Source organism: Actinoplanes sp. NPDC051537 (assembly GCF_055586105.1).
Genome location: NZ_JBVJIU010000007.1, coordinates 392,954 through 419,676, shown reverse-complemented (window position 1 = coordinate 419,676; position 26,723 = coordinate 392,954). Strand labels below are relative to the sequence as shown.

General features: G+C 74.5%; 26 protein-coding genes and 2 pseudogenes. 17 read left to right on the top strand and 11 right to left on the bottom strand.

What is annotated here, in order from left to right:
* Positions 1 to 3 precede the first annotated feature (3 nt).
* Both ACZ6TB_RS19765 and ACZ6TB_RS19760 read left to right on the top strand, forming a co-directional pair.
* Positions 4 to 912 carry an ABC transporter ATP-binding protein gene (locus tag ACZ6TB_RS19765; RefSeq protein WP_465556061.1) on the top strand — a complete coding sequence of 303 codons (909 nt, stop codon included), beginning with the start codon at positions 4 to 6 and terminating at the stop codon, positions 910 to 912.
* Positions 899 to 1,696 (top strand): ABC transporter permease, encoded by a 798-nt coding sequence (locus ACZ6TB_RS19760; RefSeq protein ID WP_465555964.1) that lies wholly within the window; start codon positions 899 to 901, stop codon positions 1,694 to 1,696. The genes ACZ6TB_RS19765 and ACZ6TB_RS19760 overlap by 14 nt, the downstream gene beginning before the upstream one ends.
* A 100-nt stretch (positions 1,697 to 1,796) precedes the next feature.
* On the opposite strand, the gene ACZ6TB_RS19755 is transcribed toward ACZ6TB_RS19760, so the two are convergent.
* The 3 genes from ACZ6TB_RS19755 to ACZ6TB_RS19745 all read right to left on the bottom strand — a co-directional run bounded on the left by ACZ6TB_RS19755 (position 1,797) and on the right by ACZ6TB_RS19745 (position 5,116).
* Positions 1,797 to 1,931 (bottom strand): hypothetical protein, encoded by a 135-nt coding sequence (locus tag ACZ6TB_RS19755; RefSeq protein WP_465555963.1) that lies wholly within the window; start codon positions 1,929 to 1,931, stop codon positions 1,797 to 1,799.
* Positions 1,932 to 2,129: 198 nt separating this feature from the next.
* Positions 2,130 to 4,463, bottom strand: a complete 2,334-nt coding sequence (locus ACZ6TB_RS19750; protein ID WP_465555962.1) for an ABC transporter permease — start codon at positions 4,461 to 4,463, stop codon at positions 2,130 to 2,132.
* Complete coding sequence (locus tag ACZ6TB_RS19745) at positions 4,460 to 5,116, bottom strand: ABC transporter ATP-binding protein (protein WP_465555961.1); 657 nt, start codon at positions 5,114 to 5,116, stop codon at positions 4,460 to 4,462. Before ACZ6TB_RS19745 ends, ACZ6TB_RS19750 begins: the two co-directional genes overlap by 4 nt.
* Before the next feature lie 144 nt (positions 5,117 to 5,260).
* Here ACZ6TB_RS19745 and ACZ6TB_RS19740 point away from each other — a divergent pair, with 144 nt between their 5' ends.
* From ACZ6TB_RS19740 to ACZ6TB_RS19730, 3 genes are all read left to right on the top strand, one after another.
* On the top strand, positions 5,261 to 6,445 hold the full coding sequence (locus tag ACZ6TB_RS19740; protein WP_465555960.1) for a sensor histidine kinase: 1,185 nt from the start codon (positions 5,261 to 5,263) through the stop codon (positions 6,443 to 6,445).
* Positions 6,442 to 7,107: a response regulator gene (locus ACZ6TB_RS19735; RefSeq protein WP_465555959.1), complete on the top strand. Its 666-nt coding sequence runs from the start codon at positions 6,442 to 6,444 to the stop codon at positions 7,105 to 7,107. The genes ACZ6TB_RS19740 and ACZ6TB_RS19735 overlap by 4 nt, the downstream gene beginning before the upstream one ends.
* A gap of 72 nt (positions 7,108 to 7,179) precedes the next feature.
* Positions 7,180 to 7,668, top strand: coding sequence for a hypothetical protein (locus tag ACZ6TB_RS19730; protein WP_465555958.1), 489 nt, complete (start codon positions 7,180 to 7,182; stop codon positions 7,666 to 7,668).
* A 20-nt stretch (positions 7,669 to 7,688) separates the two neighbouring features.
* Here the strand turns inward: ACZ6TB_RS19730 and ACZ6TB_RS19725 are convergent, their stop codons facing one another.
* Positions 7,689 to 8,876, bottom strand: a complete 1,188-nt coding sequence (locus ACZ6TB_RS19725) for a hypothetical protein (RefSeq protein WP_465555957.1) — start codon at positions 8,874 to 8,876, stop codon at positions 7,689 to 7,691.
* A gap of 104 nt (positions 8,877 to 8,980) precedes the next feature.
* Between ACZ6TB_RS19725 and ACZ6TB_RS19720 the strand changes: the two genes are divergently transcribed.
* A complete protein-coding gene (locus tag ACZ6TB_RS19720; protein ID WP_465555956.1) occupies positions 8,981 to 10,111 on the top strand; it encodes a hypothetical protein in 1,131 nt (376 codons plus the stop codon).
* Between the two features lie 73 nt (positions 10,112 to 10,184).
* Here ACZ6TB_RS19720 and ACZ6TB_RS19715 read toward each other — a convergent pair whose 3' ends face one another.
* On the bottom strand, positions 10,185 to 11,639 hold the full coding sequence (locus tag ACZ6TB_RS19715; RefSeq protein ID WP_465555955.1) for a hypothetical protein: 1,455 nt from the start codon (positions 11,637 to 11,639) through the stop codon (positions 10,185 to 10,187).
* Between the two features lie 166 nt (positions 11,640 to 11,805).
* On the opposite strand from ACZ6TB_RS19715, the gene ACZ6TB_RS19710 reads away from it, so the two are divergent.
* On the top strand, positions 11,806 to 12,996 hold the full coding sequence (locus ACZ6TB_RS19710) for a PP2C family protein-serine/threonine phosphatase (protein WP_465555954.1): 1,191 nt from the start codon (positions 11,806 to 11,808) through the stop codon (positions 12,994 to 12,996).
* Positions 12,997 to 13,054: 58 nt separating this feature from the next.
* Here ACZ6TB_RS19710 and mraY read toward each other — a convergent pair whose 3' ends face one another.
* Positions 13,055 to 14,158: a phospho-N-acetylmuramoyl-pentapeptide-transferase gene (mraY, locus tag ACZ6TB_RS19705; RefSeq protein WP_465555953.1), complete on the bottom strand. Its 1,104-nt coding sequence runs from the start codon at positions 14,156 to 14,158 to the stop codon at positions 13,055 to 13,057.
* A gap of 263 nt (positions 14,159 to 14,421) precedes the next feature.
* Between mraY and ACZ6TB_RS19700 the strand changes: the two genes are divergently transcribed.
* Positions 14,422 to 14,886, top strand: a complete 465-nt coding sequence (locus ACZ6TB_RS19700) for a hypothetical protein (protein ID WP_465555952.1) — start codon at positions 14,422 to 14,424, stop codon at positions 14,884 to 14,886.
* A gap of 103 nt (positions 14,887 to 14,989) precedes the next feature.
* On the opposite strand, the gene ACZ6TB_RS19695 is transcribed toward ACZ6TB_RS19700, so the two are convergent.
* Positions 14,990 to 15,712 carry an SDR family oxidoreductase gene (locus tag ACZ6TB_RS19695; RefSeq protein WP_465555951.1) on the bottom strand — a complete coding sequence of 241 codons (723 nt, stop codon included), beginning with the start codon at positions 15,710 to 15,712 and terminating at the stop codon, positions 14,990 to 14,992.
* 20 nt (positions 15,713 to 15,732) lie between these two features.
* Here ACZ6TB_RS19695 and ACZ6TB_RS19690 point away from each other — a divergent pair.
* Positions 15,733 to 16,569, top strand: a pseudogene (locus ACZ6TB_RS19690) (helix-turn-helix transcriptional regulator); the annotation flags it as partial.
* A 177-nt stretch (positions 16,570 to 16,746) separates the two neighbouring features.
* Here the strand turns inward: ACZ6TB_RS19690 and ACZ6TB_RS19685 are convergent.
* Positions 16,747 to 17,253, bottom strand: a pseudogene (locus ACZ6TB_RS19685) (GNAT family N-acetyltransferase); the annotation flags it as partial.
* Between the two features lie 101 nt (positions 17,254 to 17,354).
* The gene (locus ACZ6TB_RS19680) at positions 17,355 to 18,275 is read right to left on the bottom strand and encodes a DMT family transporter (protein WP_465555950.1); all 921 of its coding nucleotides are present in this window, start codon (positions 18,273 to 18,275) and stop codon (positions 17,355 to 17,357) included.
* 87 nt (positions 18,276 to 18,362) lie between these two features.
* Between ACZ6TB_RS19680 and ACZ6TB_RS19675 the strand changes: the two genes are divergently transcribed.
* Positions 18,363 to 18,911 (top strand): CGNR zinc finger domain-containing protein, encoded by a 549-nt coding sequence (locus tag ACZ6TB_RS19675; protein WP_465555949.1) that lies wholly within the window; start codon positions 18,363 to 18,365, stop codon positions 18,909 to 18,911.
* Here ACZ6TB_RS19675 and ACZ6TB_RS19670 read toward each other — a convergent pair.
* Both ACZ6TB_RS19670 and ACZ6TB_RS19665 read right to left on the bottom strand, forming a co-directional pair.
* A complete protein-coding gene (locus ACZ6TB_RS19670) occupies positions 18,898 to 20,250 on the bottom strand; it encodes a hypothetical protein (RefSeq protein ID WP_465555948.1) in 1,353 nt (450 codons plus the stop codon). The two genes, ACZ6TB_RS19675 and ACZ6TB_RS19670, sit on opposite strands and share 14 nt — an antisense overlap.
* Positions 20,247 to 21,296: an NAD-dependent epimerase/dehydratase family protein gene (locus ACZ6TB_RS19665; protein WP_465555947.1), complete on the bottom strand. Its 1,050-nt coding sequence runs from the start codon at positions 21,294 to 21,296 to the stop codon at positions 20,247 to 20,249. Before ACZ6TB_RS19665 ends, ACZ6TB_RS19670 begins: the two co-directional genes overlap by 4 nt.
* Positions 21,297 to 21,409: 113 nt before the next feature.
* On the opposite strand from ACZ6TB_RS19665, the gene ACZ6TB_RS19660 reads away from it, so the two are divergent.
* The 7 genes from ACZ6TB_RS19660 to ACZ6TB_RS19630 are packed head-to-tail and all read left to right on the top strand — an operon-like array spanning position 21,410 to position 26,703.
* Positions 21,410 to 22,069, top strand: a complete 660-nt coding sequence (locus ACZ6TB_RS19660; protein ID WP_465555946.1) for a glycosyltransferase family 2 protein — start codon at positions 21,410 to 21,412, stop codon at positions 22,067 to 22,069.
* Complete coding sequence (locus tag ACZ6TB_RS19655; RefSeq protein WP_465555945.1) at positions 22,066 to 22,728, top strand: TIGR04282 family arsenosugar biosynthesis glycosyltransferase; 663 nt, start codon at positions 22,066 to 22,068, stop codon at positions 22,726 to 22,728. Before ACZ6TB_RS19660 ends, ACZ6TB_RS19655 begins: the two co-directional genes overlap by 4 nt.
* Positions 22,725 to 23,342 (top strand): class I SAM-dependent methyltransferase, encoded by a 618-nt coding sequence (locus tag ACZ6TB_RS19650; protein ID WP_465555944.1) that lies wholly within the window; start codon positions 22,725 to 22,727, stop codon positions 23,340 to 23,342. The genes ACZ6TB_RS19655 and ACZ6TB_RS19650 overlap by 4 nt, the downstream gene beginning before the upstream one ends.
* Positions 23,315 to 24,598, top strand: coding sequence for a molybdopterin-dependent oxidoreductase (locus tag ACZ6TB_RS19645; protein WP_465555943.1), 1,284 nt, complete (start codon positions 23,315 to 23,317; stop codon positions 24,596 to 24,598). The genes ACZ6TB_RS19650 and ACZ6TB_RS19645 overlap by 28 nt, the downstream gene beginning before the upstream one ends.
* Entirely contained in the window at positions 24,595 to 24,987 is a 393-nt protein-coding gene (locus ACZ6TB_RS19640; protein ID WP_465555942.1) for a hypothetical protein, read from the top strand. The genes ACZ6TB_RS19645 and ACZ6TB_RS19640 overlap by 4 nt, the downstream gene beginning before the upstream one ends.
* 10 nt (positions 24,988 to 24,997) lie before the next feature.
* Positions 24,998 to 25,687, top strand: a complete 690-nt coding sequence (locus ACZ6TB_RS19635; protein WP_465556060.1) for a response regulator transcription factor — start codon at positions 24,998 to 25,000, stop codon at positions 25,685 to 25,687.
* Positions 25,684 to 26,703: a sensor histidine kinase gene (locus ACZ6TB_RS19630; RefSeq protein WP_465555941.1), complete on the top strand. Its 1,020-nt coding sequence runs from the start codon at positions 25,684 to 25,686 to the stop codon at positions 26,701 to 26,703. The genes ACZ6TB_RS19635 and ACZ6TB_RS19630 overlap by 4 nt, the downstream gene beginning before the upstream one ends.
* The last annotated feature ends 20 nt before the right edge of the window (positions 26,704 to 26,723 follow it).

Here is a 26,723-nt window from a genome sequence, read left to right as displayed (position 1 = left end):
GCGATGATCGACGCCCAGGGTCTGTCCAAACGCTACGGTCGCCGGCCGGCGGTCGACCGGCTCGCCTTCACCGTCCGGGCCGGGCAGATCTGCGCGCTGCTCGGGCCGAACGGCGCCGGGAAGACCTCGACCATGCGCATGCTGGTCGGCCTGGCCAAGCCCGACGCCGGCGCGGTCCGGATCGCCGGCGCCCGGATGAGCCTCGGCGCTCCGGTGCTGGAACGGGTGGGCGTGCTGATCGACGGCCCGGCGTTCGTGCCGCATCTGACCGGCGCCGCGAACCTGCGGCTGCTGTGGGCCGCGAGCCGCCGGCCGTGGCCCCCGCCCGGCCTCGCCGACGCCCTCGACCTGGCCGGCCTGGGCCCGGCCGTCGACCGCAAGGTCAAGAGCTACTCGATGGGCATGAAGCAGCGCCTCATGCTCGCCCAGGCCCTGATGCGCCGCCCCGACGTGCTGATCCTCGACGAGCCGGCCAACGGCCTCGACCCGGCCGAGGTCCGCGCCCTGCGGCAGCATCTCGCCGACCGCGCCGCCGCCGGCGCCACCGTGCTCATCTCCAGCCACCAGCTGGCCGAGGTCCAGGCGCTGGCCAGCCACATCGTCGTGCTCAACCACGGCCGGCTGGTCACCGCCGGCCGGCTCGACGACCTGCTGCGCGGCGCCGGCGCCTTCCGGATCAGCACCGACCAGCCCGGCCGGGCGCTGACCGTGCTGCGCCGCACCGGCGTTGTCACCTCCGCCGAGATCCGCGGCGGCGACGTGATCGTGACCGCTCCCGACGTGCCCGCCGGCAAGCTCGTCGAGGCCCTGGTCCGAGACGGCGTCACGGTCACCGGCGCGAGCGCCGACCGCGCCTCGCTCGAGGACGCCTACCTGGCCATGACCGAGGGGCCCGACCATGCTGCGCGTTGAGCTCACCACCCAGCTGATGCGGCTGCGCACCGTCATCGCCCTGATCTGTCTCGCCGCCGTCCCGGTCGCCGCCGGCCTGTCGTTCGCCTCCTCGGCCGGGCACCGCAACGGCAGCCAGGGCGGGCTGTTCGGCGCCTCGCCGTACTCGGCCCTCAACCACGCCATGGCCAGTCTCGAGTTCATCGGCCCGCTCCTGCTGCCGATCGTCGTCGCGCTGCTGGCCACCGCCATCGCGTCGGCCGACCGCGACTGGGGCGTTCTGCGCTACCTCTACGTCGCCCCGGTCACCCGGGCCCGGCTGCTGACGGCCAAGCTCGCCGCCACCACGATCGCCACCGTGCTCGCGCTCGCCTGCGTGTTCGCCGCCGGCCTGGCCACCGGGTGGGCGCTCTTCGGCTGGCACCCGTTCCACATCATCGACGCGGCCGACCTCACCGCGGGCGCCACCGGGGCCCGGGTGCCGGCCGCGACCGGATACCTGCTGCTGTGCATGCTCGCCATGGCCGCGATCGCCTTCACCCTCGGCCTGCTGCTGCCGCGCGGCGCCGAGGCCCTCGCCGTCGCGATCGCCTTCGTGGTCGTCGCCAGCATCCTCAACGGGCAGGCGGCGCTCCAACCCGTCACGGCGTTCCTGCCGGTCCACTACTGGCAGAACTGGGTCGGGCTGTTCGACCCCGCGGGGTCGAGCGACCTGTTGCTCGGCGCGGCCGTCCAGCTCGGCTGGATCGCCGGGTGCGTGGCCGCGTGCGGCCTGATCCTGCGCCGCCGCGACCCGGCCGCGTGATTTTCCACCGGCCGCGACCCGGCCGCGTGATCTTCCACCGCCGCGACCCGGCCGCGTGATTTTCACCGCCGCGACCCAGGCCGCCTGAGCGGCGGGAGCGCTAGCGGGCCGTCAGCAGGTGCAGCAGCGCCGCGTGCCGGGTGGCGTCGATCGGCTGCCGGCCGAGCACCCGGAAGAACAGCGCCGCGATCGCCATGTCGGCGATCGTTTCGGCGAGCGCGGGTTCGCCCGGCACGAGGGTTCGCCCGGCACGAGGGTCGCGAGGTGCCGGCGGTCCGGCGCGATGACCCGCTCGACGATGCGGCGCGCGGCCTCGGGATCGGTCGCCGCGGCCACCGCGTACGTGCGCAGCACCGCGGCGGCGTCCCGGTCGGCGAGCCGGCGGATGGCGTCGTCGACCCAGGCCTCGACGGTCCCGGGCCGGCCGCCGGACCTATTCACTGCGGAGCGCGGTGACGGTCCGGGAGCGGGCCGCCCACCCGGCCGGCAGCAGCGCGCCCAGCACGGCGATGCCCAGGCCCGCCGCCACCAGCGCCACCAGCTCCGGGAACCGGTAGACGTGCAGCGCCCGGGCCGGCAGGTGCAGCCCGATGGCGTGGCCCATCGCCGGCGTCACCGCGGCGTGCAGCAGGTAGCCGGCCGGCGCGCCGATCAGCCCGCCGGCGAGCCCGACCGGCACGACCGAGGCGACCACCATGCCGACGGTCTGGCGGGGCGTCATGCCCAGCGCCTTGCCGACGCCGATGTCGTGGGCGCGGTCCCGGGTGTCGAGCACAACGGTGTTCAGCACGCCCAGGGCGGCGACCACCACCAGCAGGAGGGTGAGAAGACCGGTCAGGGCGTCGAGCGCCACGATGGTGCCGCTGTGACCGGTCGCGAGATCAACGGCGACGAGGACGCCGTACGGCCGCAGCAGGCCGTCGAGCCGATCGAGGTAACCGGGGATGTCCGTCCCCGGCCGCACCGTGACGTGATAGGCGCCGGGTGTCAGAAACGGCATCGTCGCCCCGTCGACCAGCACCTCCGGATCGGTGTGCGGGTCGAACACCTCGCCGACGATCCGCACCGGCACCGGGCGCCCGTTCGCGAGCAGCACGACCGTGTCGCCGATCCGGGCGCCCGCGGCGTCGAGGAAGGTGCTTTCGGTGACCGCCTCGCCGGGCCCGCGGAACCACCGCCCGGCGACCATCTGATAGCCGGCCCGGGTCGCGTCCCCGCGGAAGGCGTACAGATCGGCGGCCCCGCTGACGCCGGCCACCGTGACCATGGACTGCGCCGTGGCGTAGTACGAGCCGGTGCCCGGCTGTGCGTCGATCGCCGCGGTGATCTGCGCCGGGGTGGCGGTGGCCGGCGGCGCCGGGTCGCCCGAGGGACCGATCAGCCGTGGACCGTACGGCGAGGCCCCGGTCGCGACCAGCACGTCGGCATTGTTGTGGTTCTTCGCCGCCTGCACGTCCTTCAGCGAGTCGCCCAGGCCGAGCGCGAAGGTGACCGTGACCGTCCCGAACGCCACCGCCGCGAGCAGACCGAGCGCCCGCGCCGGCCGGCCGAACGGGTGGGCCAGGCCCAGACCGGCCGCTCGCGAGCCGGGCAGGCGCGCGGCCAGCCGCGCGGCGAGCAGCCCGCGCGAGCCGGTCGGCGCCCGGCCCACGGTGAGCGCCTCGACCGTGCGCAGCCGGCCGGCCCGCCAGGCGCAGGCGCACGCGGTGAGGGCCACGACGCCGAGCACCCCGGCGGCCACCGCGAGATCGACCCAGGGCGCGACGCCGGAAGCCGGGGTGCCGTAGACCGCGCCGGTCCGGTCCAGCACCGGAACGGCCAGGGCGTTGCCGGCGACGACGCCCAGCAGGGTGCCGATCGCGGCCGGGATCAGGGCCTGCCCGGCGTAGGCCCGCACCACCTGGGCCGGGGTGCCGCCGAGCGCCTTCAGAATGCCGATGCGGCGGGTGTTCGCCGTGACCGAGCCGGCCACCACGTTACCGGCGATGAGCACCGACATGGCCAGCCCGAGCACGCCGAACGCGGCCAGGAACGGCACGAACACGCCGGTGTTCCGGTCGGCCGCGTGCTTCACGGCCAGCCACGACTGGGCGCCGGCGAGCGCGCCCGGCGGCATGGTGGCGGCGATCGCGGCCCGGCCGGCGGCGACCCGCGCGTCGGTCGCGGCGGCGGCGAACCGGTACAGCATCTGGTAGCCGGTGGGCGCGGTGAGAGCGGCCGGCGACACCCAGCCGTCCGCGCTGCGGCTGACCGAGCGGGCGACGCCGACCACGGTCAGCGCCGGGCGGCCCGGCAGGTCCGGCACGGTCAGGACGGCGCCGAGCGGGTACAGCGAGCCGTCCGCGGACAGCACCAGCTCGCCGGGGCCGCGCACCCAGCGGCCCGCGGTCAGGTCGATCGCGTCCACCGGGCCGCCCGGATCGGCCCGGCCGGCGAGGGTCATCGGCGGCAGCGCACCGGTCCCGGGGTGCTGGTCCCGCACCGTGACCGAGACCACCGGGAACGGCCCGGCCGCTGCCGTCACCCCGGGGGCATGGGCCGAGGCGGCGACCCGGCCCGGGCCGGTCCTGGCCGCGTCGAACTGGCCGATCAGGTGCGCGCCGTGCCGCCGGGCGAAGGCATGGTCGAACGGCGCCGAGGACGCGACCAGCAGCGAGCCCGCGAGCACGGCCGCCGTCACCGCCACCAGCACGGCCAGTGCGATCACGAGGGTGGCCGGCCGCCGGCGGCGTACGCCCGAACGCACCACCCGGCCCAGCCCGCTCATGACCGCACCCGGCCGTCGAGCAGCTCGACCGTACGGGTGGCGACCGCGTCCGCCAGCGCCCGGTCGTGGGTGACCAGCACGATGGTCTGCCCTTCGGCGTGCAACTCGGTCAGCAGGTCGCGGACGTCGGCGCCGGCCGCGCTGTCCAGAGCCCCGGTCGGCTCGTCGGCCAGCAGCAGGGCCGGGCGGTTCATCAGGGCCCGGGCGACCGCCACCCGCTGCCGTTCACCCCCGGACAACCGGGCCGGGTACGCCCGCGCCTGCCCCGTGATGCCGAGCGTGCCGAGCAGATCGGCCGCCCGGCGCAGCGCCGCCGCCCGTGCCATGCCGGCCAGCAACGCGGGCAGGACCACGTTGTCGGTGACGGTCAGGTCGTCGAGCAGGTTGAAGAACTGGAAGACCAGGCCGACCTTCGCCCGCCGGTAGCGGGCCGAGGCCGCCTCGCTCAGCTCGTCCACCCGGACCCCGTCGACGGTGACCGTGCCGGATGTCGGCCGGTCCAGGCCGGCGAGCAGGTTCAGCAGCGTGGACTTGCCGCTGCCCGACGGCCCGAGGATCGCCACCGCCTCGCCCGGCGGCACGCTCAGCGTCACCTCGCGCAGCGCCGGCGATCCCCCGTCGTACCGCCGGCTCACCGCATCTACCTCGATCATCGTCCGCTCCCCGCTCCCGGTGTCGGCTCGACGCTAGGAGCGGGGATCGCCGCGGTCGTCAACCGGGCGCGGTGTCCGTGTCATCCTCAGGATGTAGTCCTGGGCTGTACGCATCCGGGCCGGCGCCTCGGTCACAATGGCGAGATGTCCACCGCGGTCACCCGTCGAAGCTGGGCGCTGGACGCCGTGCTGGCGCTGGTGCTCACCGGCGCCGCGCTCCGGTACGTCGGCAACGGCGTCGGCCTCATCCTCGAGTGGCCGAGCCCGTCGCCGCTCGGCCGGCTGGCGCAGGACCTGACGATCGGGGGCGCCGGGGCCTACCTGCTGGCCGCCCTGGCCGCGCCGCCGCTGGCGCTGCGCCGGCGGTACCCGCTACCCGCGCTCTGGCTGGCGACCGCCGGAACGGCGCCCGCGCTGCTGATCAATCCGGACGTGGTGTTCATCGCCTGCGTCGTGCTCGGTGTCGCGATCTACAGCGCCGCGGCCCACAGCCCGCACCGGCGGGCCACGCTGATCAGCCTGCCGGTCGCGGCCGCGATGCTGGTGGTGCTGTTCCAGAACGCGGCGCTGCCCAACCTGCCCAACGCGTGGGTGGGCGTCCTGATCCTGCTGCCGATCGCGCTGGCCGCCGCCGGGGTCCGGGTCCGCCGCCGCCGCGCCGACCGGGACCGGGAGGTCCGCGACCACGAGCGGGCCGAGGCACTGCGCGCGGCGGCCGCCCGGGAACGCGCGCAGCTCGCCCGGGAACTGCACGACGTGGTCACCCACCACGTCAGCATGATGGTCATTCAGGCGGGCGCGGCGCGCACGGTGCTGGGTGAGACCCAGGAGGACGTACGCGAGGCCATGCTCGCGGTCGAGACCAGCGGCCGGACGGCGCTCGTCGAGCTGCGCGGCGTGCTGGGCGCTTTGACGGCAGGCGCCGACGCGGAGCTGGCGCCGCTGCCCGGCCTCGACGAGGTGCCGGAGCTGATCGGCCGGATCCGGGACACCGGCGTGTCCGTGGACTACCGGGTCGTCGGCGAACGGCGAGCCGTCCCGGAAAGCGTCGGCCTGACCGCGTACCGGATCACCCAGGAGGCCCTCACCAACACCCTCAAGCACGCGGCCGGCGCCGCCGCGTCGGTCGTCGTCGAGTACGCGCCCGCCCAGCTGCGGGTCGAGGTGACCGACGCCGGCCCGGCGGCGGACGCGGCGCCGCACGACGCCGGCTACGGTCTGGCCGGCCTGCGGGAACGGGTCGCCGTCCACGGCGGCACCCTGCACACCGGGCGGCGGCTCACCGGCGGCTACCGGGTGTGTGCGACGCTGCCGCTGGCCGGCGCATGACCGAGCCGACGCGGGTCGTGATCGCCGACGACCACGCCCTGGTCCGCACCGGCTTCCGGATGATCCTGAACGCGGCCGGGATCTCCGTGGTGGCCGAGGCCGGCACCGGGGCCGAGGCGGTGGACGCGGTCCGGCGCACCGAGCCCGATGTCGTGCTGATGGACATCCGGATGCCCGGGCTCGACGGGCTGGCCGCGACCCGGGCCCTGCTCACCGGCGACCCGGTGGAACCGCGGATCCTCATCCTCACCACGTTCGACCTCGACGAATACGTGTACGCCGCGCTGCGGGCCGGGGCCAGCGGCTTCCTGCTCAAGGACCTGCCACCGGACCAGCTGGTGGCCGCCGTCCGGACGGTCCGGAGCGGAGACGCCCTGCTGGCGCCCGCGATCACCCGCCGCCTCGTCGAGCGCTACGCCCGGCGCGACGAGGCGGCCGTGCCCGCGCACCGCGTCCTGCAACGGCTCACCCCGCGCGAGCGTGAGGTGCTGCGCCTGCTCGCCCACGGCCTCAGCAACGCCGAGCTGGCCGCCCGTCTGTACCTCGCCGAGGCGACGGTCAAGACGCACGTGGTGCGCATCCTGGCCAAGCTCGGCCTGCGCGACCGCGTCCAGGCGGTGGTGCTCGCCTACGAGACGGGCCTGGTGAGCCCGGGGGAGTAGCCCCGGCTACCATCACCGCCGTGGGCACGGTCGCCGGTCCGAGCTGGGTGCGCCCCGCTGTCGTGGCGGTGAGTGGCGCGGTGGCGATCGCCGCCGTGGTGGATCGCCGAGATCGCCTTCAACAACCTCACGCCCCATACGGTGTCGACGGCCGCCGCCCGGGGTGTGCTGGACAACGTCACGTGGGCCGTCGTCGGCGTCACCACCGCCATCGTCGCCGCCCGGGTCACCGCCCGGACCGGGCGCTGGCGTTCCGGGTTGCGGGCCGGCGCATGGTCGGGGGTGGGCAGCGGCCTGGGCGCGGCGCTCGGCGGCGCGCTGCTGCTGGCCGCGTTCCGCGCCTCGGTCGAGGGCGACCCCCTGATGCGGGCCGAGTGGCGGGAACGAGGTGCGGGGCTCAGCCTGCCCGTGTACGTGACCCGCGAGACGATGGCCGGGGTGGCCGGCCATCTGTGGGTTCTCGGTGTCGCCCAGGGCGCGTGGATCGGCCTCATCGCCTCGGGGTGCGCGCTCGCGGTGATCGCGGCCGCGCGGCGGCGTACGGTCCGGCCCACGGCGTGAGGTGGGCCGGACCGCACGGGTCAGGAGCGATGCGCCGCGAAGGTGCGGCTCACGCCGTCGGCCGGCAGGCTGTTGCCGACCGTCCAGACCTCGTTCGCCGAGCCCGGCACCGCGTTGATGCTACGCAGCGTGGTGGTGCCGGCCGGGCCGGTCGGGACGGTGGTGTCCTGCGCCCATGACGTGCCGTTCCAGTGCAGCACGGTTCCGGTGTCGCCGGGGCCGCCGGCCGTCCAGACGCTCGTCGGCGAATTCGCCGTGACCGACGCGATCCCGCCGTTGCCGATGTTCGGCAGCGCCGACAGGGACCACGTCGTGCCGTTCCAGTGCATCGCGATCGGGCGCGCCGGCTGGAAGCCGGAAATGTCCGACGTGCCGCCGACGGCCCAGGCGTCGTTGGCGGCGATCGTCACGACGCTGTTGAGGACCTGAGTGGTGCCGGCGGGGGTGGGCACGGCCGGGTTCGGGCTGGGCAGGATCGTCCAGGCCGAGCCGTTCCAGTGCATCGTCAGCGTGAACTTGTTGGCGTTCGTCCCCTGGGCGCCCTGGGTGTAGCCGACCGCCCAGATGTCGTTGGCGTTGCGGGCCGAGATGCCGTTCAGGGTGGTGCCGACGAACGTGTTGCCGGCCGGCACCTTCGGGACCGGGGCCGGGATGATCGTCCAGGCTGTGCCGTTCCAGTGCTCGATCAGCGCCCGGTTGGCCTCGCTGCGGCCGACCGCCCAGACGTTGCCGCCGCCCAGGTTCGCGACGCCGAACAGGATCGACTTCGATCCGCCGGTGGTGGCCGGCACCGGCACCAGGCTCCAGGCCTGGCCGTCGTAGTGGGCCGTGATCGGGTCGGTGTGCGCGAAGCCGGTCATGTTGGTCGAGCCGACCGCCCAGACGTCGTTCGCGGCCGAGGCGGACACGGCATTCAGCTTCTCGTTGAAACGGAAGACGTTGGGCGTGGGCAGCGCCGTCCACGCCGTGCCGTTCCAGTGCTCGGCCAGGATGGCCGAGCCGTCGTCGTCGTTCGCCCGCTCGAAGGTGCCGACCGCCCACGCGTCGGTGCTGGTCCGGGCGCTGACGGCGTTGAACACGTTGGTGAACGGCACCCCCTGGGGGGCCTGGTCGGGGGTCGGCGTGGCCACCCACGCCGGCGCCGCGAGGGCGCTGCCGGCCGCGAGGGCGACGGCCGCGCCCACTGCGGGGCTGAGTAATCGGTTCATGGCGGCGAGCTTGCGCGCGAGTCCTGAAGCGGCACTGAAAGCGCGATTTCAGGGCCGCTTCAGCGCTCGATGGCATGGTCGGGCATCCACAGAGGGGGGATGACGTGAGAAAGGCACTCATGGGGGCGGCCGGTTCGGCCGTGGCTCTCGGCGTCGTGTTCGCGACCGGCGGCCCGGCCTGGGCCTCGACCGCGACCCAGGTCCCGGCGGCATCGACCGGCTTCTTCGGCGGGTTCCTCGCCGTCGACGCCGTCTCGCCGTCCGACGGATGGGCCGTCGGCGGCAACGGCAACGGCGTCGTCCAGCGCTTCAACGGCACGCGATGGAGCGTGTTCCCGAGCCCGGACCTGCTCGGCGGTAACGCGAACAACTGGGCGGACCTGAGCGGCGTCGACGCCACCTCGGCCACCTCCGCGGTGGCCGTCGGCAACTCGACGGCGGCCGGCGGCGGGGCGAAGTCGGCCGTCGCCCTGCGCTGGAACGGCACGGCGTGGAGCCGGCAGGCCGTCCCGAGGCCGGCCGGCGCCGACACCGAGTTCTCCGCGGTCAAGGCGTTCTCGGCGAGCGACGCCTGGGCGGTCGGGCAGACCGCGAGCACCGGCTCGACCTTCCGCAAGACGCTGGCGATGCACTGGAACGGCACCGCGTGGAGCGCCGTGCCGACGCCGAGCGCGGGCACCCGCACCAACTTCCTGACCGCGGTCGACGGCGTCTCGACCCGGGACGTCTGGGCGGTCGGCTACTCGCTGAACCTCCCGTACGGCAACCGGGTCCGGCAATCCACGATCCTGCACTTCGACGGCACGGCGTGGACCCAGGTGCCGAGTCCGAACAACGGCAGCACTTTCCTGTACGACGTGGCGGCGCTCTCGGCGACGGACGCCTGGGCGGTCGGCGTCGGCACCAGCGGCAGCGCGTTCGTTCTCCGCTGGAACGGCACCGCGTGGAACACCGTCACGGCCCCGCCGTTGACGAACCTGAGCGGCGTGACCGCCCGCTCGGCCACCGACGTCTGGGTGACCGGCGCCGCGGCCGACGACGCGAGCAAGCCCGCACTGGCCCACTGGAACGGCACGGCCTGGTCGGTCACGCCGGTGACGGTGACCGGCGGCGTCGGCATACCGCTGCTCAGCGCGGTCACCGCGGCGGACGCCACCACCGAGTGGGCGGTGGGCAGCCAATGGGACGGGACCACCGGCCAGTCGTCCGCGATCGCCTTCCGCATCGCCGGATGAGCGTAGTGGGGTGAGCTCTGCCGGATGAGATAGCGAGGGTGCCACGGCTTCGGTCCGTGGCACCCTCGTGCCGCTAGTGGCAGCAGGTGTTCGAGGCCCAGGACGCCTTGGCCGGGGTGGTGTTCGGATACAGGACCAGGTTCCCGTCGTTCTGCAGGATCAGGTTCGAGGCGCCCTTTCCGGCGGTGGGCGTGCTCCACACCTTCTTGCCGTTGACGTCGAACAGCGCGAGGCTGCCGTCGGTCTGGTTGGTCAGCCGCACGCCGTGCCGGTCGACCACCTTCCACAGCACCGTCGCGCCCTGATAGAGCACCAGATTCCCGTCGCCCTGCAGCCAGAGCTCGAACCGTCCCAGGCTCGATCGCAACGCCGACGTCCGATGCAGGGACCGGCCCGGCGCGAGGCTCTCCAGGCGGGTGTCGGTCAGCGCGAGCTGCACCCCGTCGTACGCGGGCTGCTTGGCGTTTCCGGCCGTGTCGACCAGGCCGAAATGGCATTCCGGGTCGGGGTTGCCGGCGCAGTCCGGGCGCGGGCTGTCGGCGAAGGAGAACAGGAACAGGGGACCGGTGTAGTCGAGCGCGCGCCAGTTCCGTACGCCCTCCTCGAGATTGTCCCGCCGTTGCGCGGCGGTGATCCCGGTGCCGGTCGAGGGATAGCCGAACTCGGTCGCCCAGATCTTCTTGGCGCCGTCGCCGTGCCGGACCATCACGGCGCGGACGGCGGCCAGCTCACCGCACTTCTCGTCGGGCGGCCCGAACATGTTCCACCAGCGCGGCGTGGAACATTCCGGGTAGGAAGGGCCAAGACCGACACTCCAGGGCGCGTACGGGTGGTGAGCCACCGCGTTGAAGACGGCGCCGTAGCCGTTGGCGTAGGCCCACTCCAGCCACGCCGCGGACTCGTTGTCGTTGCTCGTCCCGCCGGTCGGGGTCCCGGCGCCGGACGCGCCGGCCAGCACCACGCAGCCCGGGCAGCCCGCGTGCACCCGCTCGTGCGCGATCGCGACCAGCTGCCAGTACCGCAGCCGGCGGGCGGCGACACTGCCGTCGCCGTAGTCGCCCATGCTCACGAAGTTCGGCTCGTTCCACACCTCGTAGGCCTGCACCTTGCCGGCGAAGTGCGCCACGGTGGCGTCGACGATGCCGGTCCAGTCGGTGTCGCGTACGGGAAACCAATGGTCGTCGTCGTGATTGCCGTTGGCCCACGGCGGGGCGTAGGTGAGGATCAGCAGCACCCGGATATCGCGGGCGGCGGCCGCGTCGACGATCGGGTCGAGGCTCGAGAAGTCCGGCGTGCAACCCGCGCATTCCTGCACGCCCCACCAGTTCAGGTCGAGCCGCAGCATCGGCTTGCGCTCACCGGCATACGCGTCCATCCGGTCGAGGCGGTCGGCCAGCCCGGCCGTCGCCGACCCCTCGGAGAAGCCGACGGTGCCGTTGTCGAACGAGGCGGCGTCCGCCCGTGCCGGCAGCGGCGCCGCCAGCAGCGCGACGGCCACCAACCCGGTCAAGATCCGTTTAGCACGCATGACCGTCGATGGTAGGGATCGACGCCCGGCGACGCTGACCCGCAGCCGGCGTGCCGGCCCCCGGACGCCGGGATATCGTGGTGGCTGGATCCGGCCGGAGGGGTCCGCGCCCACCCCATCGCTGTGCCGACCCGGCGGCTGAACAGGACAAGCAGGGTTGCCCGCAGTGCTCGATGACAACGCCGACGATCTCTACGAGAACGCACCCTGCGGCTGCCTGACGACGACGCCCGACGGCACGATCGTCAAGGTCAACGCCACCCTGCTGGGCTGGCTCGGCTATGCGCGGGACGAGATCGTCGGGCAGGCCCGGTTCGGCCAGTTGCTCACGGTGGGCGCCCGGATCTACTACGAGACGCATTTCGCCCCGTTGCTGACCATGCAGGGGGAGATCAGCGGAATCGCGCTGGATCTGCGGGCGAAGGACGGCACCCGGTTCCCCGCCCTGATCAGCTCCCTGGGCCCGTCCGCCGGCGACGTCCGGCAGCCGCCGCTGGTCCGCACCGTCGTCTTCGACGGCCGCGACCGCCGGGCGTACGAGCAGGAGCTTCTGCATGCCCGCCGGACCGCCGACGCCGAGCGCGAGGCGGCCGTGCGGGAAGGCGAACGGCTCCGCCACCTGGTCTCCGACCTGCAACGCAGCCTACTGCCGTCGGTCCTGCCGGCCCCGCCCGGCCTGGAGACGGCGGCGCACTACCGGATGGCGTCGGCCGACGAGGTCGGTGGCGACTTCTACGACCTGTTCCCGCTCGACGACGGCCGCTGGGGATTCGTCCTCGGCGACGTCAGCGGCAAGGGCGTCGAGGCGGCCGCGGTGACCGCCCTGGCCCGGTACACGCTGCGGGCCGCGGCGGTCTACGACCCGGACCCCGCCGCCGTCCTGCGCAACCTCAACCAGGTGCTCTACCAGGAATATCGTCACGACGCCCGGTACTGCACGGTGGTGTTCGGCATCCTCACCCCCGGCGCCGGCGGCGTCCGTGCCGTGATCGCCAGCGGGGGACACCCCGAGCCGCTGCTGCTGCGCGCCGGCGGCGGCGCCGAGTACCACCGCACCAAGGGCCGCCTGGTCGGCGTCTTCCCCGGCTCGACGTACACGAACACCACCGTGACCCTGGGTCCCGGCGACACCCTCGTGCTCTACACCGACGGCCTCACCGAGGCCCGGGTCCGGGGCGGCACGACCACCGACCCGCGGTACGGGGTGGAGGCCGTGACCAAGTTCGCGAACGACCTGGCCCCGGCCGGCGCCGCGGCCGCCGTCGACGCCTTCGTCGAGCTGCTCGACGGCTTCGGGCCGGGCCTGGAGGACGACACCGCCCTGATGGCGATCGGCGTGCCGCGCGACCCGTCGTAGGGAGGCGTTGGGCGAGGCCGGGGCCGGGACGTCGACGTCACCGGCTTGTCGCGGGGCTTCATCCGACGGCCGCCAGGAATTCCGAGTAGAACAGGCCCAGGCCGGCCGCCACGCAGACGCCTGCCACGATCCAGAACCGGACCACAATATTGACCTCGCTCCACCCGGCGAGCTCGAAATGATGGTGCAACGGCACCATCCGGAAGACACGCCTGCCGGTGGTCCGGAACGAGACAATCTGGATCACCCAGGTCACCGTGATGAGGACGAAGAGCCCGCCGATCAGAATCGACAGCAGCGTGGTGCGGGTGGCCACCGCGAGCCCGCCGATCAGGGCACCGAGCCCGAGCGCGCCCACGTCGCCCATGATGATCCGCGCTGGGGACGTGTTCCACCACAGGAAGCCCACGCACGCGGCGGCCGCCGCCGCCGCGATCATTGCGATCTCCAGCGGATCACGGACCTGATAGCAGTACGTGTTGTGCAGCACGTAGTCGGTGTCACCGCACCAGTGCCGGTACTGCCAGAAACCGACCAGCGCGTACGCGCCGAGCACCAGGACCGACGCGCCGGTGGCCAGGCCGTCGAGGCCGTCGGTGAGGTTCACGCCGTTCGACATCGCCGTGATCACGAAGACGAACACGATCACCGAGCCGACCTTGCCGACGTCGAGCCAGCTGACGTCGCGGATGAACGAGATGTGCTCGCTGGCCACGGTCTGGCCGTTGGTGCTGGCCACGTAGAGGGCGGCGATGCCGAAGCCGGAGCCGACGATCGCCTGGCCGAGCAGCTTGCCTCTGGCGGACAGGCCGTCGGAGTTGCGCCGGCGCACCTTCAGGAAATCGTCGAGGAAGCCGACCACGCCGCAGAAGACGAACAGCCCGAGCAGGACGAGCGCCGTCATGGTCGGCCCCTCCTGCGCGATCTGCCGGTCGGGCAGGGTGGTCAGGGCGATGTGCCCGGCGACGTAGGCGAGGACGGTCGCCACGATGAAGACGACGCCGCCCATCGTGGGCATGCCCTGCTTGCCCTCATTGCTGGCGAGCCCGATGGATCGAATCGGCTGGCCGGCCTTGAGCGCGGTGAACACGCGGATCGCCACCGGGGTGCCGAACAGGGAGACGATGAACGCGACTGCCGCCGCGACGATGACCGCCCTCACGGGCACGCTTCCACAAGATCCGGTCGACCGGCCCGAAGGTCCTTCGCGAGATCACCAGTCATGGGACACGAGCTTGCCACCCGACCGCAAGCGGAGCCGCTCCGAACCTCAAAGCGCCTGGTCACGGCTCACCGACACCGCCGCCCAACTGCAGGTCAGCAACGGTCACCGCTTCGGGGCCGATCCGCCGAGCCGCCGGCGCCCGATGGACTCGCCCGACGGCAACGGCGCCGCGCGGATCGACGAGGCCATATGTTGGGCGCGTGAGCAGCAAATTCACCACCAGCCGGGCCGCGGCCGTCGGCGCGGTGCTGCTGACCCGGATCATGCGGACGTGGCGCAACCGCCCCGCCCGTCCTGCCGACCCGGACGTGTCCACACCGATCCGTGGCTGGATCGTCGCGGCCGGGGCCGTCGTGGTCCTCGGCGCCGGCACAGCAGTGCTGATCTTCCTGCTGCACGAGGCGGACGGCGCCGCCTCCACCGACCGGGCGAAGCTGCGCATCGACGCGGTCAAGACCGCGTTCACGTTCGCCGCCGGCGCCTCCGGCGTCGCCGCGCTGCTGATCGGCGGCCGCAACCTGGTCGTCGCCGAGCGGGTTAAGCGCCGCGCCGAGCTGCGCCAAGCCCAGACCGAACACAGCAGCCAGCAAGACGCCCGCCACGCCGCCGCCTTCGAACGCTATGAACACGCCGGCCGGGCGGCGCACTGCGGAATTCATCGATGATCAGATGCGGCGGGCCGGCGTGGACCCGCCGTGGTCATCTGCGCGAACCCCGGCGGAGTAACCGCCCAGCGTGACGAGGTCGGAGCCGGGCTGCCCCGCGGGCTCACATGGCGGCCATCCGGCGTTCGAGCGTCTTCGGGTCGTCTCGCCACGCCTGGTGGCCGTCGCGGGCCATGGTGTCGGGGAAGATGTCCTCGTCGCCCGCCGCCACGCCGTCCAGGATCGCTCGGGCTACGTCTTGCGGGCTCGTCTTCGGGATCGGGAACGCCCGGATCATGTCGGTGTCCACCGCGCCGGGGAAGACGCCGTGCACGGTGATGGCCATGCCGGCCACCTGGGCTCGCACGGCCTGGGTCATCGACGCGGCGGCGGCCTTGGACACGCTGTAGCCGCCCATGCCGCGCACCGCGCCCAGCGCCACCAGGCTCAGCATGTTGACGATCGCGCCGCCGCCGTTGTCCCGCAGCACCGGGACGAACGCGCGGGTGACGGCGAGCGTGCCGAAGTAGTTGGTGGCCAGGTCCGCGTGGATCGCCGCGAGGTCGCCGGTGAGCAGGTCGGCGAACGCGAGCGACCCGCCGTTGTTGACCAGCAGGGTGACGTCGTCGGCGGCGGCCGTTGCGGCGGCGATGCTGTCCGGGTCGGTGATGTCCAGCCGCAGGGCGACCGCCCGGGGGTCGTTCGCGAGGTCGCCAAGTGTCTCGGTCCGGCGGGCCGTCGCGTACACCTTCCTGGCGCCCTGGTCGAGCAGCTCCTGGACGATCGCCCGTCCGATGCCGCGGTTGGCGCCGGTCACCAGCGCCGTGCTCGTGGTCACGTCCATCATGTCGTACTCCGTTCGCGTCGATGGCTCCTGTCTTCGCCACCTTGCGCCGGCCCGCGACGGTTACCCAGAGCACCGTTCCACCGTGGGCGCCCCTAACCTGGGTCCGGCAGTACCAGGCGCGTCCGGCGCCGACTGGCCATACTGGCCGCATGGACGGCCACACCACGATGGGCGAGTTCCTGCGTTCCCGGCGGGCACGCCTGCGCCCCGAGGACGTCGGATTGCCGCCGCTGGCCACCCGGCGCCGGGTCCCCGGCCTGCGCCGGGAAGAGATCGCCCAGCTGGCCGGGGTCAGCGTCGACTACTACGTCCGCCTCGAACAGGGCCGCGGCCGGCACGTCTCGGACGCCGTGCTTGACGCCGTCGCGAACGCCCTCCGCCTGGCCGACGACGAACGCGCGCACCTGCGAAACCTGGCCCGCCCGGCCCGGGAGTCACGCCGGCCGCCGGCGCCGCAACGTGTCCGTCCCCAGCTTCGCCGGCTCGTCGACGCCATGACCGACGTTCCGGCGTTCGTCGTCGGCCGGCGCACCGACGTGCTCGCCTGGAACGCGCTCGGCGCCGCCCTGATCGCCGACTTCCCGGCGCTGCCGCCCCGGCAGCGCAACTTCGCCCGCCTGGTCCTGCTCGACGAGAACGTGGGCGCGCTGTTCGCTGACCGGCGGCGGAAGGCGCGCGACATCGTGGCGTTCCTGCGCCTCGACGCCGGCCGCCACCCGCACGATCCGCTGCTGGCCGAGCTGGTCGGCGAGCTGTCCCTGCACAGCCCGCTGTTCCGGCAGTTGTGGGCCGAGCACCCGGTCGGCGACAAGTCCCATGTGGGCTACGAGGTCCACCACCCGATCGCCGGCCGGATGCTGCTCGGGCAGGAGGCGCTGCGGGCGCCCGGCGATCCCGACCAGACGCTGATCACCTACCGCGGAGCCCGGGTCGCCGTCCGAGGCGAGCCTCCGGCTGCTCGCCTCCTGGCAGTCCGCCGCGGCCGGCTCCCAGGACAGCACGGCCCGCGCGTAGAGCAGGTCGAAGCCGCGGCGCTGGGCGTTCTGCTGCGACTTCGAGCCGGGCTGGACGGTGATGACCGCGATGTCGCAGCCGGCCGCGGCCGCGTCGGCGAGCCGGGCGGCCAGCAGGGCGCTCTGGATGCCGCGCCGGCGGAACGCGGGCGCGGTGCCGGCGCCGGTCAGCTGGGCGATGCCGTCGGCGATGTGCATGCTTCCGCCGCCGGCCGGCGCGCCGCCGAACCGGGCCAGATAACGCCGGGTCAGGCCGGCCGCGTCACGCTCGGCGTTCTCGAGGACGTCGCGCGAGAAGTCCTCGTACCAGGGCACCCCTTCGGTGTCGGGATGCAGGGACGCCTCGACCACGACGTCGAGCCACGTGTCGAACTCGTCGTCGCCGCTCGGGCGGACGTCGACGCCGGGCGGGGCCTCCGCCGGTGCGACGTCGCCGAGCGTACGGCCGAGGACGTTCTCGAACGAGACCAGCCGGTAGCCGCGCCCGGCGAGCAGGCCGAGCAGCGCGGGATCGGCGAGGCTGGACACCTCGGCCTGAACCGGCGCGCCGTGCGCGGCGAAGTCGCGCTCGATCGCGTCGAGGGCGGCCGGATCGGGCGGCCCGGCGAAGCCGAGACCGGCCACCTTGTTCAGTGGCGAGTCGGGCTCGGCGAAGCTGGCCAGCCCGCCGGCGATCGCGGTGGCGAAACCGGCGCGGTGGGTGCGTCGCCGGGCGGCGTCGCTGCAGGCGCCGATGAACCGGGCCTCGGCGCGCTCGATGCGGCCGGCGAGGGTGATGTCGCAGAACAGCTCGGACATGGTGTGCTCCTTGTGCTTACCGGCTCGAGTGTGGGTTCGTGACGCTCGTACAGCAGGAGAGCGAGGCCGCCGAGGATCCCCGCGCCGCCGATCAGTTGCGGCAACGAGGGACGGTCGCCGAGGAACACGACCGCGGTCAGGGTGCCGACGACGGGGGTCAGGTTGCCCAGCTGTCCCGCCCGGGCCGCGGGCACCCGCGCGATGCCCCGGTTGAAGGTGACGCTGCCGACCGCGCCGCAGATGACCACGGCGACGCAGGCCGCCCAGCCGGCCGCGCCGACGGTGTCGAGGCGGGTGCCGCCGGTGGCCCAGGACGCGGCCACGAAGGGGAGCACGCTGAGCGCGCCGCCGGTGCTCTGCCAGGCGCTCGCGTGCAGCCCGTCACCGTCGTCGTTGAAGCGGCGGGTGGCGACCAGGAACAGCGCGGCGGCCACCACCGCGAGCAGCACCAGCGCGTTGCCGAGGGTCGTGCCGCCGCCGGAGGCGCCGGGTTCGAAGGCGACGAGGGCGCCGCCGGCGAGGCCGAGGACCAGCGCGATCACCGCCCGGCCGGGCAGCCGTTCCCGCAGCACGACCACGGCCAGCAGCACCGAGAGCAACGGCTCGGCGGCCAGCAGCAGGCTGCCGCTGGAGGCGCTGGTACGGGCCAGGCCCAGGTCGCCGAACAGGAACGCCAGGCCGGGCACCACGGTGGTGCTGACGCCGTAGACCGCGGCCGAGAGCAGCAGCATCGGTTCCCCGGTACGCGCCATCTCCAGCTTCCCCCTCAAGTAGTAACCGCCTTAACCGTTACACCGGTTACGGGACCCGTCAACCGATAAACGCGGTACGGTGGTTACATGGCACCTCCGACCTTCCGGCCCGGCCTCGGCGACGAGGAGTTGCTGATCGCCGTGGCCAACACCGCCCACGGCGACCACGACGAGCTCGCCGACGCCGAATCGGTCCGTGCCTGGTGGGACGGCCCGCACGGGTCGGCGGTGGAGAGCGTCGCCACGCTTCGCTCGCTGCGCGTCCTGATCCGGGGGCTGGCCCTGCGCAACAACGGCATCGAGCCCGACCTGAGCGCGATCTCGGGCCTCGACGGGCTGACCCTGCGCCTCGATCTGGGCGGGGACCCGACCCTGCGTGCCGAAGCGCCCGGCGATCTCGCGCGGGACATCGGCGCCGCCACGGTGGCGGCGCTGCTGCGAGCCACGGCGCGGCCGGGCTGGGCGCGGGTCAAGGCGTGCCGCGGGGACGACTGCCGGTGGGTCTTCATCGACGGTTCGCGCAACACCTCACGACGCTGGTGCGCGATGGCCAACTGCGGCAACCGCGCCAAGATCGCCACGTTCCGCGACCGTCACCGCCCGGCGCCGGGCGGGCCGGGAGTCACCAGACCGTGAGCAGGAGGTGGTTGACCAGCAGGGCGACCGCGGCCTGCGCGATCAGCCAGTGGCGGCGCGGCCGGCTCGGCACCAGCGCGGCGCCGGCCATGAGCCACACCGCGAACGGCAGCCAGATGCGCTCGACCTCGGCCTTGCTGTAGCCGGTCAGGTCGGCGGCCAGCATCGCGGCCGCGGCGGCGATCGGCAGCAACCAGGCGCCCCCGCCGTCCGTCCGGAGGCGGAGGCGCGGCAGCGCGCGGCGAAGGATCACGGCGGCCATCGCGCCGGCGGCGACGGCGACGGCCGCGAGGTTGGCCCAGACCCAGTAGGCGTACGGGCGATGGGCCGCCAGCCCCTGGTAATACCGCCGCGTCACCAGGTGATAGCCGGTCGGCCAGTCGAAGCCGGCCGCGGTGAACGCCGCCACGACGACGGCCACGCCGGCCGCCGCCCACCCGGCCGTGCGGCGGCCGCCCGGGACGGTCAGGACCACGGCGGCCACGATCGCGGCGATCAGCACCAGCCCGTACGAGAGGTAGACGCCGCAACCGAGCAGCAGGCCGCCGCCGAACGCCGCGATCCCGGACCGGCGCGCCATGCCGTACGCGAGAAGGGCGATCCCGGTCGCGGTGACCCCGGCGAACAGGCCGTCGGCCGAGACACCGACCCAGATCGCGCCGGGGAACAGGGCCACGAACGGCGCCGCGGCCCGTCCCGCCCGCTCCGAGGCGGTCAGCCGGACCGTGGCCGGCACGGCGACCGCGGTGAGCGCGCCGGCCGCGATGCACAACAGCCCCGCCCAGGCGCCGCCGGACAGGCCCAGCCGGTCGAGCCCGACGAAGACCAGCAGGGCGCCCGGGGGATGGCCGGCGACGTGGGTGGTCCACGAGTCGGGCTGGTGGTCCAGGATCCGGGCGGTGAAGCCGCGCAGCATCGCGGGCACGCCGGTCACCCCGGGCACCTCGGCCAGGTACTCGGGGCCGGTGGTGAGGCGGCCCGCCACGCCTCGCTGCCAGCCGTCGACCAGCGCGAGCGACAGGGTCCAGGCGACGGCGGTCAGGTAGGAGACGGCCAGCAGCGTCCGCCACCGCAACCGGGCCGCGAGCCACGGCCCGTACCGGCAGACCAGCACCGCCACCGCGACCGCGAGCGGGGTGCCCGGGCCGAGATGCGGGAGCCAGTGCGCGAACAGGGGAGCGGCGCCCGCGTGGACCGGATGGCCGGCCAACCCGAGAATCCCGCCCGTGACCGCCGCGACCACCAGCAGCGCCCCGGCGCCCGCCGCGGCGACGAGGTCGCCGCGAACCGTGGTCGTCCGGGTCATCGAAGCAGTGGGGCGGAGCCGAACCCCGGTCATCCGCGCAGCGGGGCAGTGGCGAACTCGGCGACGCCCTCGGCCAGGCCGATGCGGGCCCGGAAGCCGAGCTCGGCGGCGGCCCGGCCGGGGTCGGCCACGATGTGCCGGACGTCGCCGAGCCGGAACTCGCCCGTGGTCACCGGCACCGGGCCGTCAGCCGCCCGGGACAGCTGGGCGGCGACCTCGCCCACGGTGGCCGGCCGGCCCGAAGCCACGTTGTACGGCCGCCAGCCACCGAGCGACTCGGTTGCCGAGACCGCGGCGAGGTTCGCGGCGGCGACGTCCCGGACGTGGACGAAGTCGCGGCGCTGACCGCCGTCCTCGAAGACCCGTGGCGGCCGGCCGGCCGCCACGGCGGATCGGAAGATCGCCGCGACGCCGCTGTAGGGCGTGTCGCGGGGCATCCCCGGCCCGTAGACGTTGTGGTAGCGCAGCCCCACCACGGCGCCGCCGGTCTGCCGGGCCCAGGCGGCGGCGAGGTGTTCCTGGGCGACCTTGGTGGCCGCGTACACGCTGCGGGGGTCGAGCGGCGCGTCCTCGCCGACCAGGGCCGGCACGAGCGGCTCGCCGCACCGCGGGCACGGCGGCTCGAAGCGGCCGGCGGCGAGGTCGGCGACGACCCGCGGACCGGGCCGCACCGGGCCGTGCTGCGCGCACGAGTAGCCGCCCTCGCCGTAGACCACCATCGAGCTCGCCAGCACCAGCCGGCTCACCCCGGCGCGGGCCATCCGGGCGAGCAGGACGGCGGTAGCGAGATCGTTGCAGCCGACGTAGTCGGGCAGGTCGTCCAAGTCGACCCCGAGGCCGACCATCGCCGCCTGGTGGACCACCACGTCGACGCCGGCCAGCGCGGCGTCGACCACCGCCGGGTCACGCAGGTCGCCCCGCCGCACCGGGGCGCCGGCGATGTCGGCCGGCGGCGGCTCCCGGTGCGCGGCCGGGTGGCCCGAGTCGAGGACGGTCACGTCGCCGCCGGCGGCGGTCAGCGCGTGCACGACATGGGTTCCGATGAAGCCGGCGCCGCCGGTCACGAGTACGTGAGTCACGGCGCCGACGCTAGGGCGCGGCCGGGCCGAACGGGGCCGACGTCAGCGGTTCGTAAGGGTTTGTCATCGGCGCGTAAGCCCTTTCCGGGTCGCTCGTTCCTAGCGTCGGAGCCATGACCGATGTGGTGCTGCCCTGCCGGAACGAGGCCCCGGCCCTGCCCGCCCTGCTGGCCCGGATGCCGGCCGGGTACCGGGCGATCGTCGTCGACAACGGCTCCACCGACGGCTCGGCCGTGGTCGCCCGCGAGCACGGCGCCGAGGTGATCACCGTGGCCGAGCCGGGGTACGGCGCCGCGGTGCACGCCGGGGTTCTCGCCGCCGACCCGGACGACGGCCTGGTGTGCGTGATGGACGCCGACGGCTCGTTCGATCCGGCGCAGCTGCCGGCGGTGGCCCGGCCGGTGCGCGAGGGCCGGGCCGAGCTCGCCGCCGGTCGCCGCCGGCCCGCCGCGCGCGGGGTGTGGCCGTTGCACGCCCGGGCCGGCAACGCGATCCTGGCCCGCCGGGTGCGCCGCACCACCGGGCTTCACGTCCACGACATCGGGCCGATGCGCGCCGTGCGCCGCGACGACCTGCTCGCCCTCGGCCTGCGCGACCGCCGTTTCGGCTACCCGCTCGAGCTGCTGATCGCGGCCGGGCGGGCCGGCTGGCGGGTCGCCGAGATCGACGTGGACTACCTGCCCCGGGCGGCCGGCACCCGCTCGAAGGTGACCGGATCGGTGCTCGGGACGGCCCGGGCGGTCCGCGACATGAGCCGGGTGCTGGCCGGATGAGCCGCGTCGTGGTGCTCGCGAAGGCCCCGGTCCCCGGCCGGGTCAAGACCCGCCTGTGCCCGCCGTGCACGCCCGCGCAGGCCGCCCGGGTGGCCGCGGCGGCGCTGGCCGACACCCTCGACGCGGTGGGCGCCGCGACCGCCGACCGCGTGCTGGTCACCGACGTCCCGCTGCCGGCGCCGCCGGGCTGGCGGACCGGGCTCCAGCGGGGCGGCCCGCTGGGCGAGCGGCTCGCTCACGCGTTCGCCGACACGCGCACCCCGGGCACGGCGACGCTGCTGGTCGGCATGGACACCCCGCAGCTCACCGCCGGCCAGGTCGGCGCGGCCCTGCGGCTGCTGCGCGAGCCGGGCGGTCCCGACGCGGTGCTGGGGCTCGCGGAGGACGGCGGCTGGTGGGCGCTGGGCCTGCGCGAGCCCGGCCACGCCACGGTGCTGCGCGACATACCGACCTCGACGGCGACGACCGGGCCGCGTACCTATGCCGCGCTGCTCCGCCGGGGGCTGCGCGTGACCGGACTGCCCGTGCTGCGCGACGTCGACACGGCGGCGGACGCGCACGCGGTGGCCGCGCTGTGCCCGCCCGGCCGCCGCTTCCCGGGCTTGGTGAAGTCCGAGGTCGCGGCCGAGGTCGCGGTCACGGCGGCGGTGCGGGGGTGAGCGCGGCCGTGGTGTTCGACGCCCTGTTCCGCCGGGCCGCCCCCGTCACCATCCGCCACCGCACCGGCCGGGAGCAGCGCTTCGACCCGGCCGCCTGGTGCCGCGACGATCTGCCCGGCGACGCGAACCTGCTCGCCCGCTGCACCGGCCCGACGCTGGACGTCGGCTGCGGTCCCGGCCGCCTCGCCGGCCAGCTCGCCCGCCGGGGCTGTCCCGTGCTCGGCATCGACATCAGCGAGACCGCCGTGCGGCTGGCCCGGCGCCGCGGCGCGACCGCGCTGCGCCGGGACGTCTTCGAGCCGCTTCCCGGCACCGGCCGCTGGCAGCACGTGCTGCTGGCCGACGGCAACATCGGCATCGGCGGCGACCCCGCCCGGCTGCTGCGCCGGTGCCGTCGCCTGCTCGGGCCCGGCGGCCGGGTGCACGCCGAGGTGACCGCTCCCGGCACGGCCGGCTGGTCGGGGACGGCGGTGGTGCAGGGCGATCACGGTGTGCTCGCGTGGGCGTCGGTGCCGGTCGACGATCTGGACGCCCTCGCCACCGCGACGGCGATGCGGGTGCTCGGCACCTGGACGGAGGCGGGCCGATGGTTCGCGACACTGTCGTCGCGCTGACCCGGCGCGCATGGGAATGGGGATCGGCGCCGCCGCGGCGCGGCCCGTTCCGGGACGACGCGTTCCCGTCGCCGTTGCGGTCGGCCCGGCTCACCAGCCTGCTCGGGGTCGCGCTCGGCGTCGCGTTCGCGATCTGCTTCGTGACCGGCCTGCTCAGCCACCTGATCCAGCACCCGCCGGGCTGGTTCTGGTGGCCGTCGCGGCCGGTGGGGCTGTACCGGTTCACCCAGGGCATCCACGTCGCGACCGGGCTGGCCTGCGTGCCGATGCTCGGGGTCAAGCTGTGGTCGGTGTATCCGCGGCTGTTCACGTTGCCGGCGGTGCGCTCGATCGCGCACGCGGCGGAACGGGCCGGGGTCGCGCTGCTGGTGGCGGCCGCGCTCTTCCAGGTGATCAGCGGAATTCTGAACATCACGCACTGGTACGCCCCGATGCCGTTCTTCTTCACGACCGGTCACTACTGGGTGGCCTGGCTGGTGACCGGCGCCCTGCTGGTGCACCTCGGCGTCCAGTTGCCGGTGATCCGCGAGGCGCTGCGCCGCCGTCGGTCCGCGTCCGCGCCCGCGCCCGCGCCCGATCAGCCGGCCCCGGCCGATCTCGAGCCGAAGCCCGAGCCGGAGCCGGAGCCGAAGCCGGAGCCCGAGCCCGCGAGCGATCGGCCCACCCGCCGCGAGCTGCTGGCCGGTGTCGCCGCCGCGGCCGGGCTCATCACGGTCACCACGGTCGGTCAGACCGTCCGGCCGCTGTCCGGTCTCGGGCTGCTCGCCCCACGGCGGCCCGGCGTGGGGCCGCAGGGCCTGCCGGTCAACAAGACCGCGGCCGCGGCCGGGATCGCGGTGGACGCCGCCGCCTACCGCCTGGTGGTCGCCGGCCCGGCCGGGGAGACCACGCTCGACCTCGCCGCGCTCGGCGCCCTGCCGCAGCACACCGCCCACCTGCCGATCGCCTGCGTCGAGGGCTGGAGCTCCGGCGCCACCTGGACCGGCGTGCGGCTGCGCGACCTGGTCACCCTGGCCGGCGCCGATCCGGAGCACGCCACGGTGCTGGTCGAGTCGCTGGAGCGGCGCGGCCGCTACCGGACGTCGACCGTCGCCGCCGAGCACGCCCGCGACCCGCTCACCCTGATCGCGCTGCGGCTCGGCGGCGAGGTGCTGCATCCCGACCACGGCTACCCGGCCCGGCTGATCGCGCCGAACCGGCCCGGCGTCCTGCAGACCAAGTGGGTCGGCCGGCTCACCGTGCGGGGGCCACGATGAAGACGAGGGTCACCCTCATCGTGGCGGGTGCGGTGCTCATCGCGTACGCCATGAGCGGTGTTCTCCCGCAGATCGGTGTGCTGGTGTTCCTCGTCGCGGTGCTGGTGGTGCACGATGCGCTCTGGATGCCGCTGGTGCTGCTCGCCGGGGCGCTGCTCGCCCGGAGGGGCCGCTGGACCCGGCTCGTCGCGCTGATCGTGGCCGCGCTCGGGGTGGTGGCGCTGCCGCTGGTGCTCGGTTTCGGCCGGCCCGCGGACAACCCGTCGGTGCTGCCGCTGCACTACGGGCGCGGGTTCGCGCTGATCCTGCTGGTCCTCGCGCTGGTCTCGGCGGCGCGCGTGGTCGTCCGTAAGAAGTTCGCAAGGCCGCGGGGACCCGGGGGTGGGTAGCGTGACCGGGGTGGGACATCGGGTGCTGGTGGTCGACGACGATCCGACCGTGAGCGACGTCGTGCGCCGCTACCTGGAGCAGGACGGCTGCGAGGTGCGGCTGGCGGGCGACGGCGCCGACGGGTTGGCGGCCGTCGCCGCCGAGCGGCCCGACCTCGTCGTGCTCGACCTGATGATGCCCGGCATCGACGGCATCGAGGTGTGCCGGCGGTTGCGGCGGCAGCTGCCCGACCTGCCGGTGATCATGCTGACCGCGCTGGGCGAGGAGGCCGACCGGGTGCTCGGCCTCGAGGTGGGCGCCGACGACTACGTGACCAAGCCGTTCTCGCCGCGGGAGCTGGTGCTGCGGATCCGGTCGGTGCTGCGCCGGGTGGCGCCCGCCACCGACCCGCCGCCGCCCGCGATGATCAGCGACGCCGGGCTCATCGTCGACACCGCCCGCCGGCTGGCCGGGCTCGGCGGCGTGCCGCTGTCGCTGACCGTGCGCGAGTTCGACCTGCTGGTTTTCCTGCTGTGCCACCCCGGCCGGGCCTGGTCGCGCGCCGACCTGCTGGACCGGGTGTGGGGCTGGCAGTTCGGCGACCAGTCCACCGTGACCGTCCACGTCCGGCGCCTGCGCGAGAAGATCGAGGCCGATCCGGCCGAGCCCCGCCGGATCCGCACCGTGTGGGGCGTCGGCTACCGCTACGAGGTCTCATGAAGGACACCCTGCTCATCGGCCTCTACGCGCTCGCCGCCGGCGCGGTCGTCGGCGTGGCCGGCGCCGCGGTGCTGCGGCTGCTGCGCGGCCGGTCGATCCTCACCCACGTCGTCGTGCTGCTGACGGTGACCGTGCTGGCCGTGGTCGCCGGCGTGGTCACGGTCGCCCGGGCCATGTTCCTCTCCGGCCACGACATGCGGGTCGTGCTGCTCACCGTGTGCGCCGCCGCTGTGGTCAGCCTGGCCGTCGGCGCGATCTTCGGCCGCCGGCTGGCCGCCTCGGCGATCTGGGCCCAGCAGGCCCGCGCCCGCGAGCGGCGGCTCGAGGCCGGCCGGCGCGAGCTGGTCGCGTGGGTCTCGCACGACCTGCGTACGCCGCTGGCCGGCATGCGGGCGATGGCCGAGGCGCTCGAGGACGGGGTGGTGGCCGACCCGGCGACCGTCGCCGAGTACCACCGGCGCCTGCGGGTGGAGACCGGCCGGATGACGCGCCTGGTCGACGACCTGTTCGAGCTGTCCCGGATCAACGCGGGCGCGCTGCGCCTGATCCCCACGACCGTGCCGTTGCGCGAGGTGGTCTCGGACGCGATCGCCGGCGTGGCGCCGCTCGCCGCCGGCAAGAAGATCACCCTGGTGGCGGCCGAGAGCGGCTGGCCGACCGTGCGCGGCAGCGAACGGGAGCTCGCCCGCGTCGTCACCAACCTGCTGATCAACTCGGTCCGCTACACCCCGGCCGACGGCACCGTGCACATCGACGCCGGCCGCGAGCGCGACGGGGTGTGGCTGACCGTCTCCGACACCTGCGGCGGCATCCCCGACGCCGACCTCGACCGGGTCTTCGACATCGCCTTCCGCGGCGAGCGCGCCCGCACCCCGGACAGCGGCGGCTCGGGCGCGGGCGGCGGCGGGCTGGGCCTGGCGATCGTGCGCGGGCTGGTCGAGGCGCACGGCGGGCGGGTGGGCGTACGCAACATCGGCCGCGGATGCCGATTCGAGGTACGCCTGCCGGCCGGCTGACCCCGGCGGGTGCAGGATGT

Bases quoted from the DNA above. Each gene is read 5' to 3' on its own strand.
- ACZ6TB_RS19765 (WP_465556061.1), top strand. From the start codon at position 4: ATGATCGACGCCCAGGGTCTGTCCAAACGCTACGGTCGCCGGCCGGCG.
- ACZ6TB_RS19760 (WP_465555964.1), top strand. From the start codon at position 899: ATGCTGCGCGTTGAGCTCACCACCCAGCTGATGCGGCTGCGCACCGTC.
- ACZ6TB_RS19750 (WP_465555962.1), bottom strand. From the start codon at position 4,463: ATGAGCGGGCTGGGCCGGGTGGTGCGTTCGGGCGTACGCCGCCGGCGG.
- ACZ6TB_RS19745 (WP_465555961.1), bottom strand. From the start codon at position 5,116: ATGATCGAGGTAGATGCGGTGAGCCGGCGGTACGACGGGGGATCGCCG.
- ACZ6TB_RS19740 (WP_465555960.1), top strand. From the start codon at position 5,261: ATGTCCACCGCGGTCACCCGTCGAAGCTGGGCGCTGGACGCCGTGCTG.
- ACZ6TB_RS19735 (WP_465555959.1), top strand. From the start codon at position 6,442: ATGACCGAGCCGACGCGGGTCGTGATCGCCGACGACCACGCCCTGGTC.
- ACZ6TB_RS19725 (WP_465555957.1), bottom strand. From the start codon at position 8,876: ATGAACCGATTACTCAGCCCCGCAGTGGGCGCGGCCGTCGCCCTCGCG.
- ACZ6TB_RS19715 (WP_465555955.1), bottom strand. From the start codon at position 11,639: ATGCGTGCTAAACGGATCTTGACCGGGTTGGTGGCCGTCGCGCTGCTG.
- ACZ6TB_RS19695 (WP_465555951.1), bottom strand. From the start codon at position 15,712: ATGATGGACGTGACCACGAGCACGGCGCTGGTGACCGGCGCCAACCGC.
- ACZ6TB_RS19680 (WP_465555950.1), bottom strand. From the start codon at position 18,275: ATGGCGCGTACCGGGGAACCGATGCTGCTGCTCTCGGCCGCGGTCTAC.
- ACZ6TB_RS19675 (WP_465555949.1), top strand. From the start codon at position 18,363: ATGGCACCTCCGACCTTCCGGCCCGGCCTCGGCGACGAGGAGTTGCTG.
- ACZ6TB_RS19670 (WP_465555948.1), bottom strand. From the start codon at position 20,250: ATGACCGGGGTTCGGCTCCGCCCCACTGCTTCGATGACCCGGACGACC.
- ACZ6TB_RS19660 (WP_465555946.1), top strand. From the start codon at position 21,410: ATGACCGATGTGGTGCTGCCCTGCCGGAACGAGGCCCCGGCCCTGCCC.
- ACZ6TB_RS19655 (WP_465555945.1), top strand. From the start codon at position 22,066: ATGAGCCGCGTCGTGGTGCTCGCGAAGGCCCCGGTCCCCGGCCGGGTC.
- ACZ6TB_RS19645 (WP_465555943.1), top strand. From the start codon at position 23,315: ATGGTTCGCGACACTGTCGTCGCGCTGACCCGGCGCGCATGGGAATGG.
- ACZ6TB_RS19640 (WP_465555942.1), top strand. From the start codon at position 24,595: ATGAAGACGAGGGTCACCCTCATCGTGGCGGGTGCGGTGCTCATCGCG.
- ACZ6TB_RS19630 (WP_465555941.1), top strand. From the start codon at position 25,684: ATGAAGGACACCCTGCTCATCGGCCTCTACGCGCTCGCCGCCGGCGCG.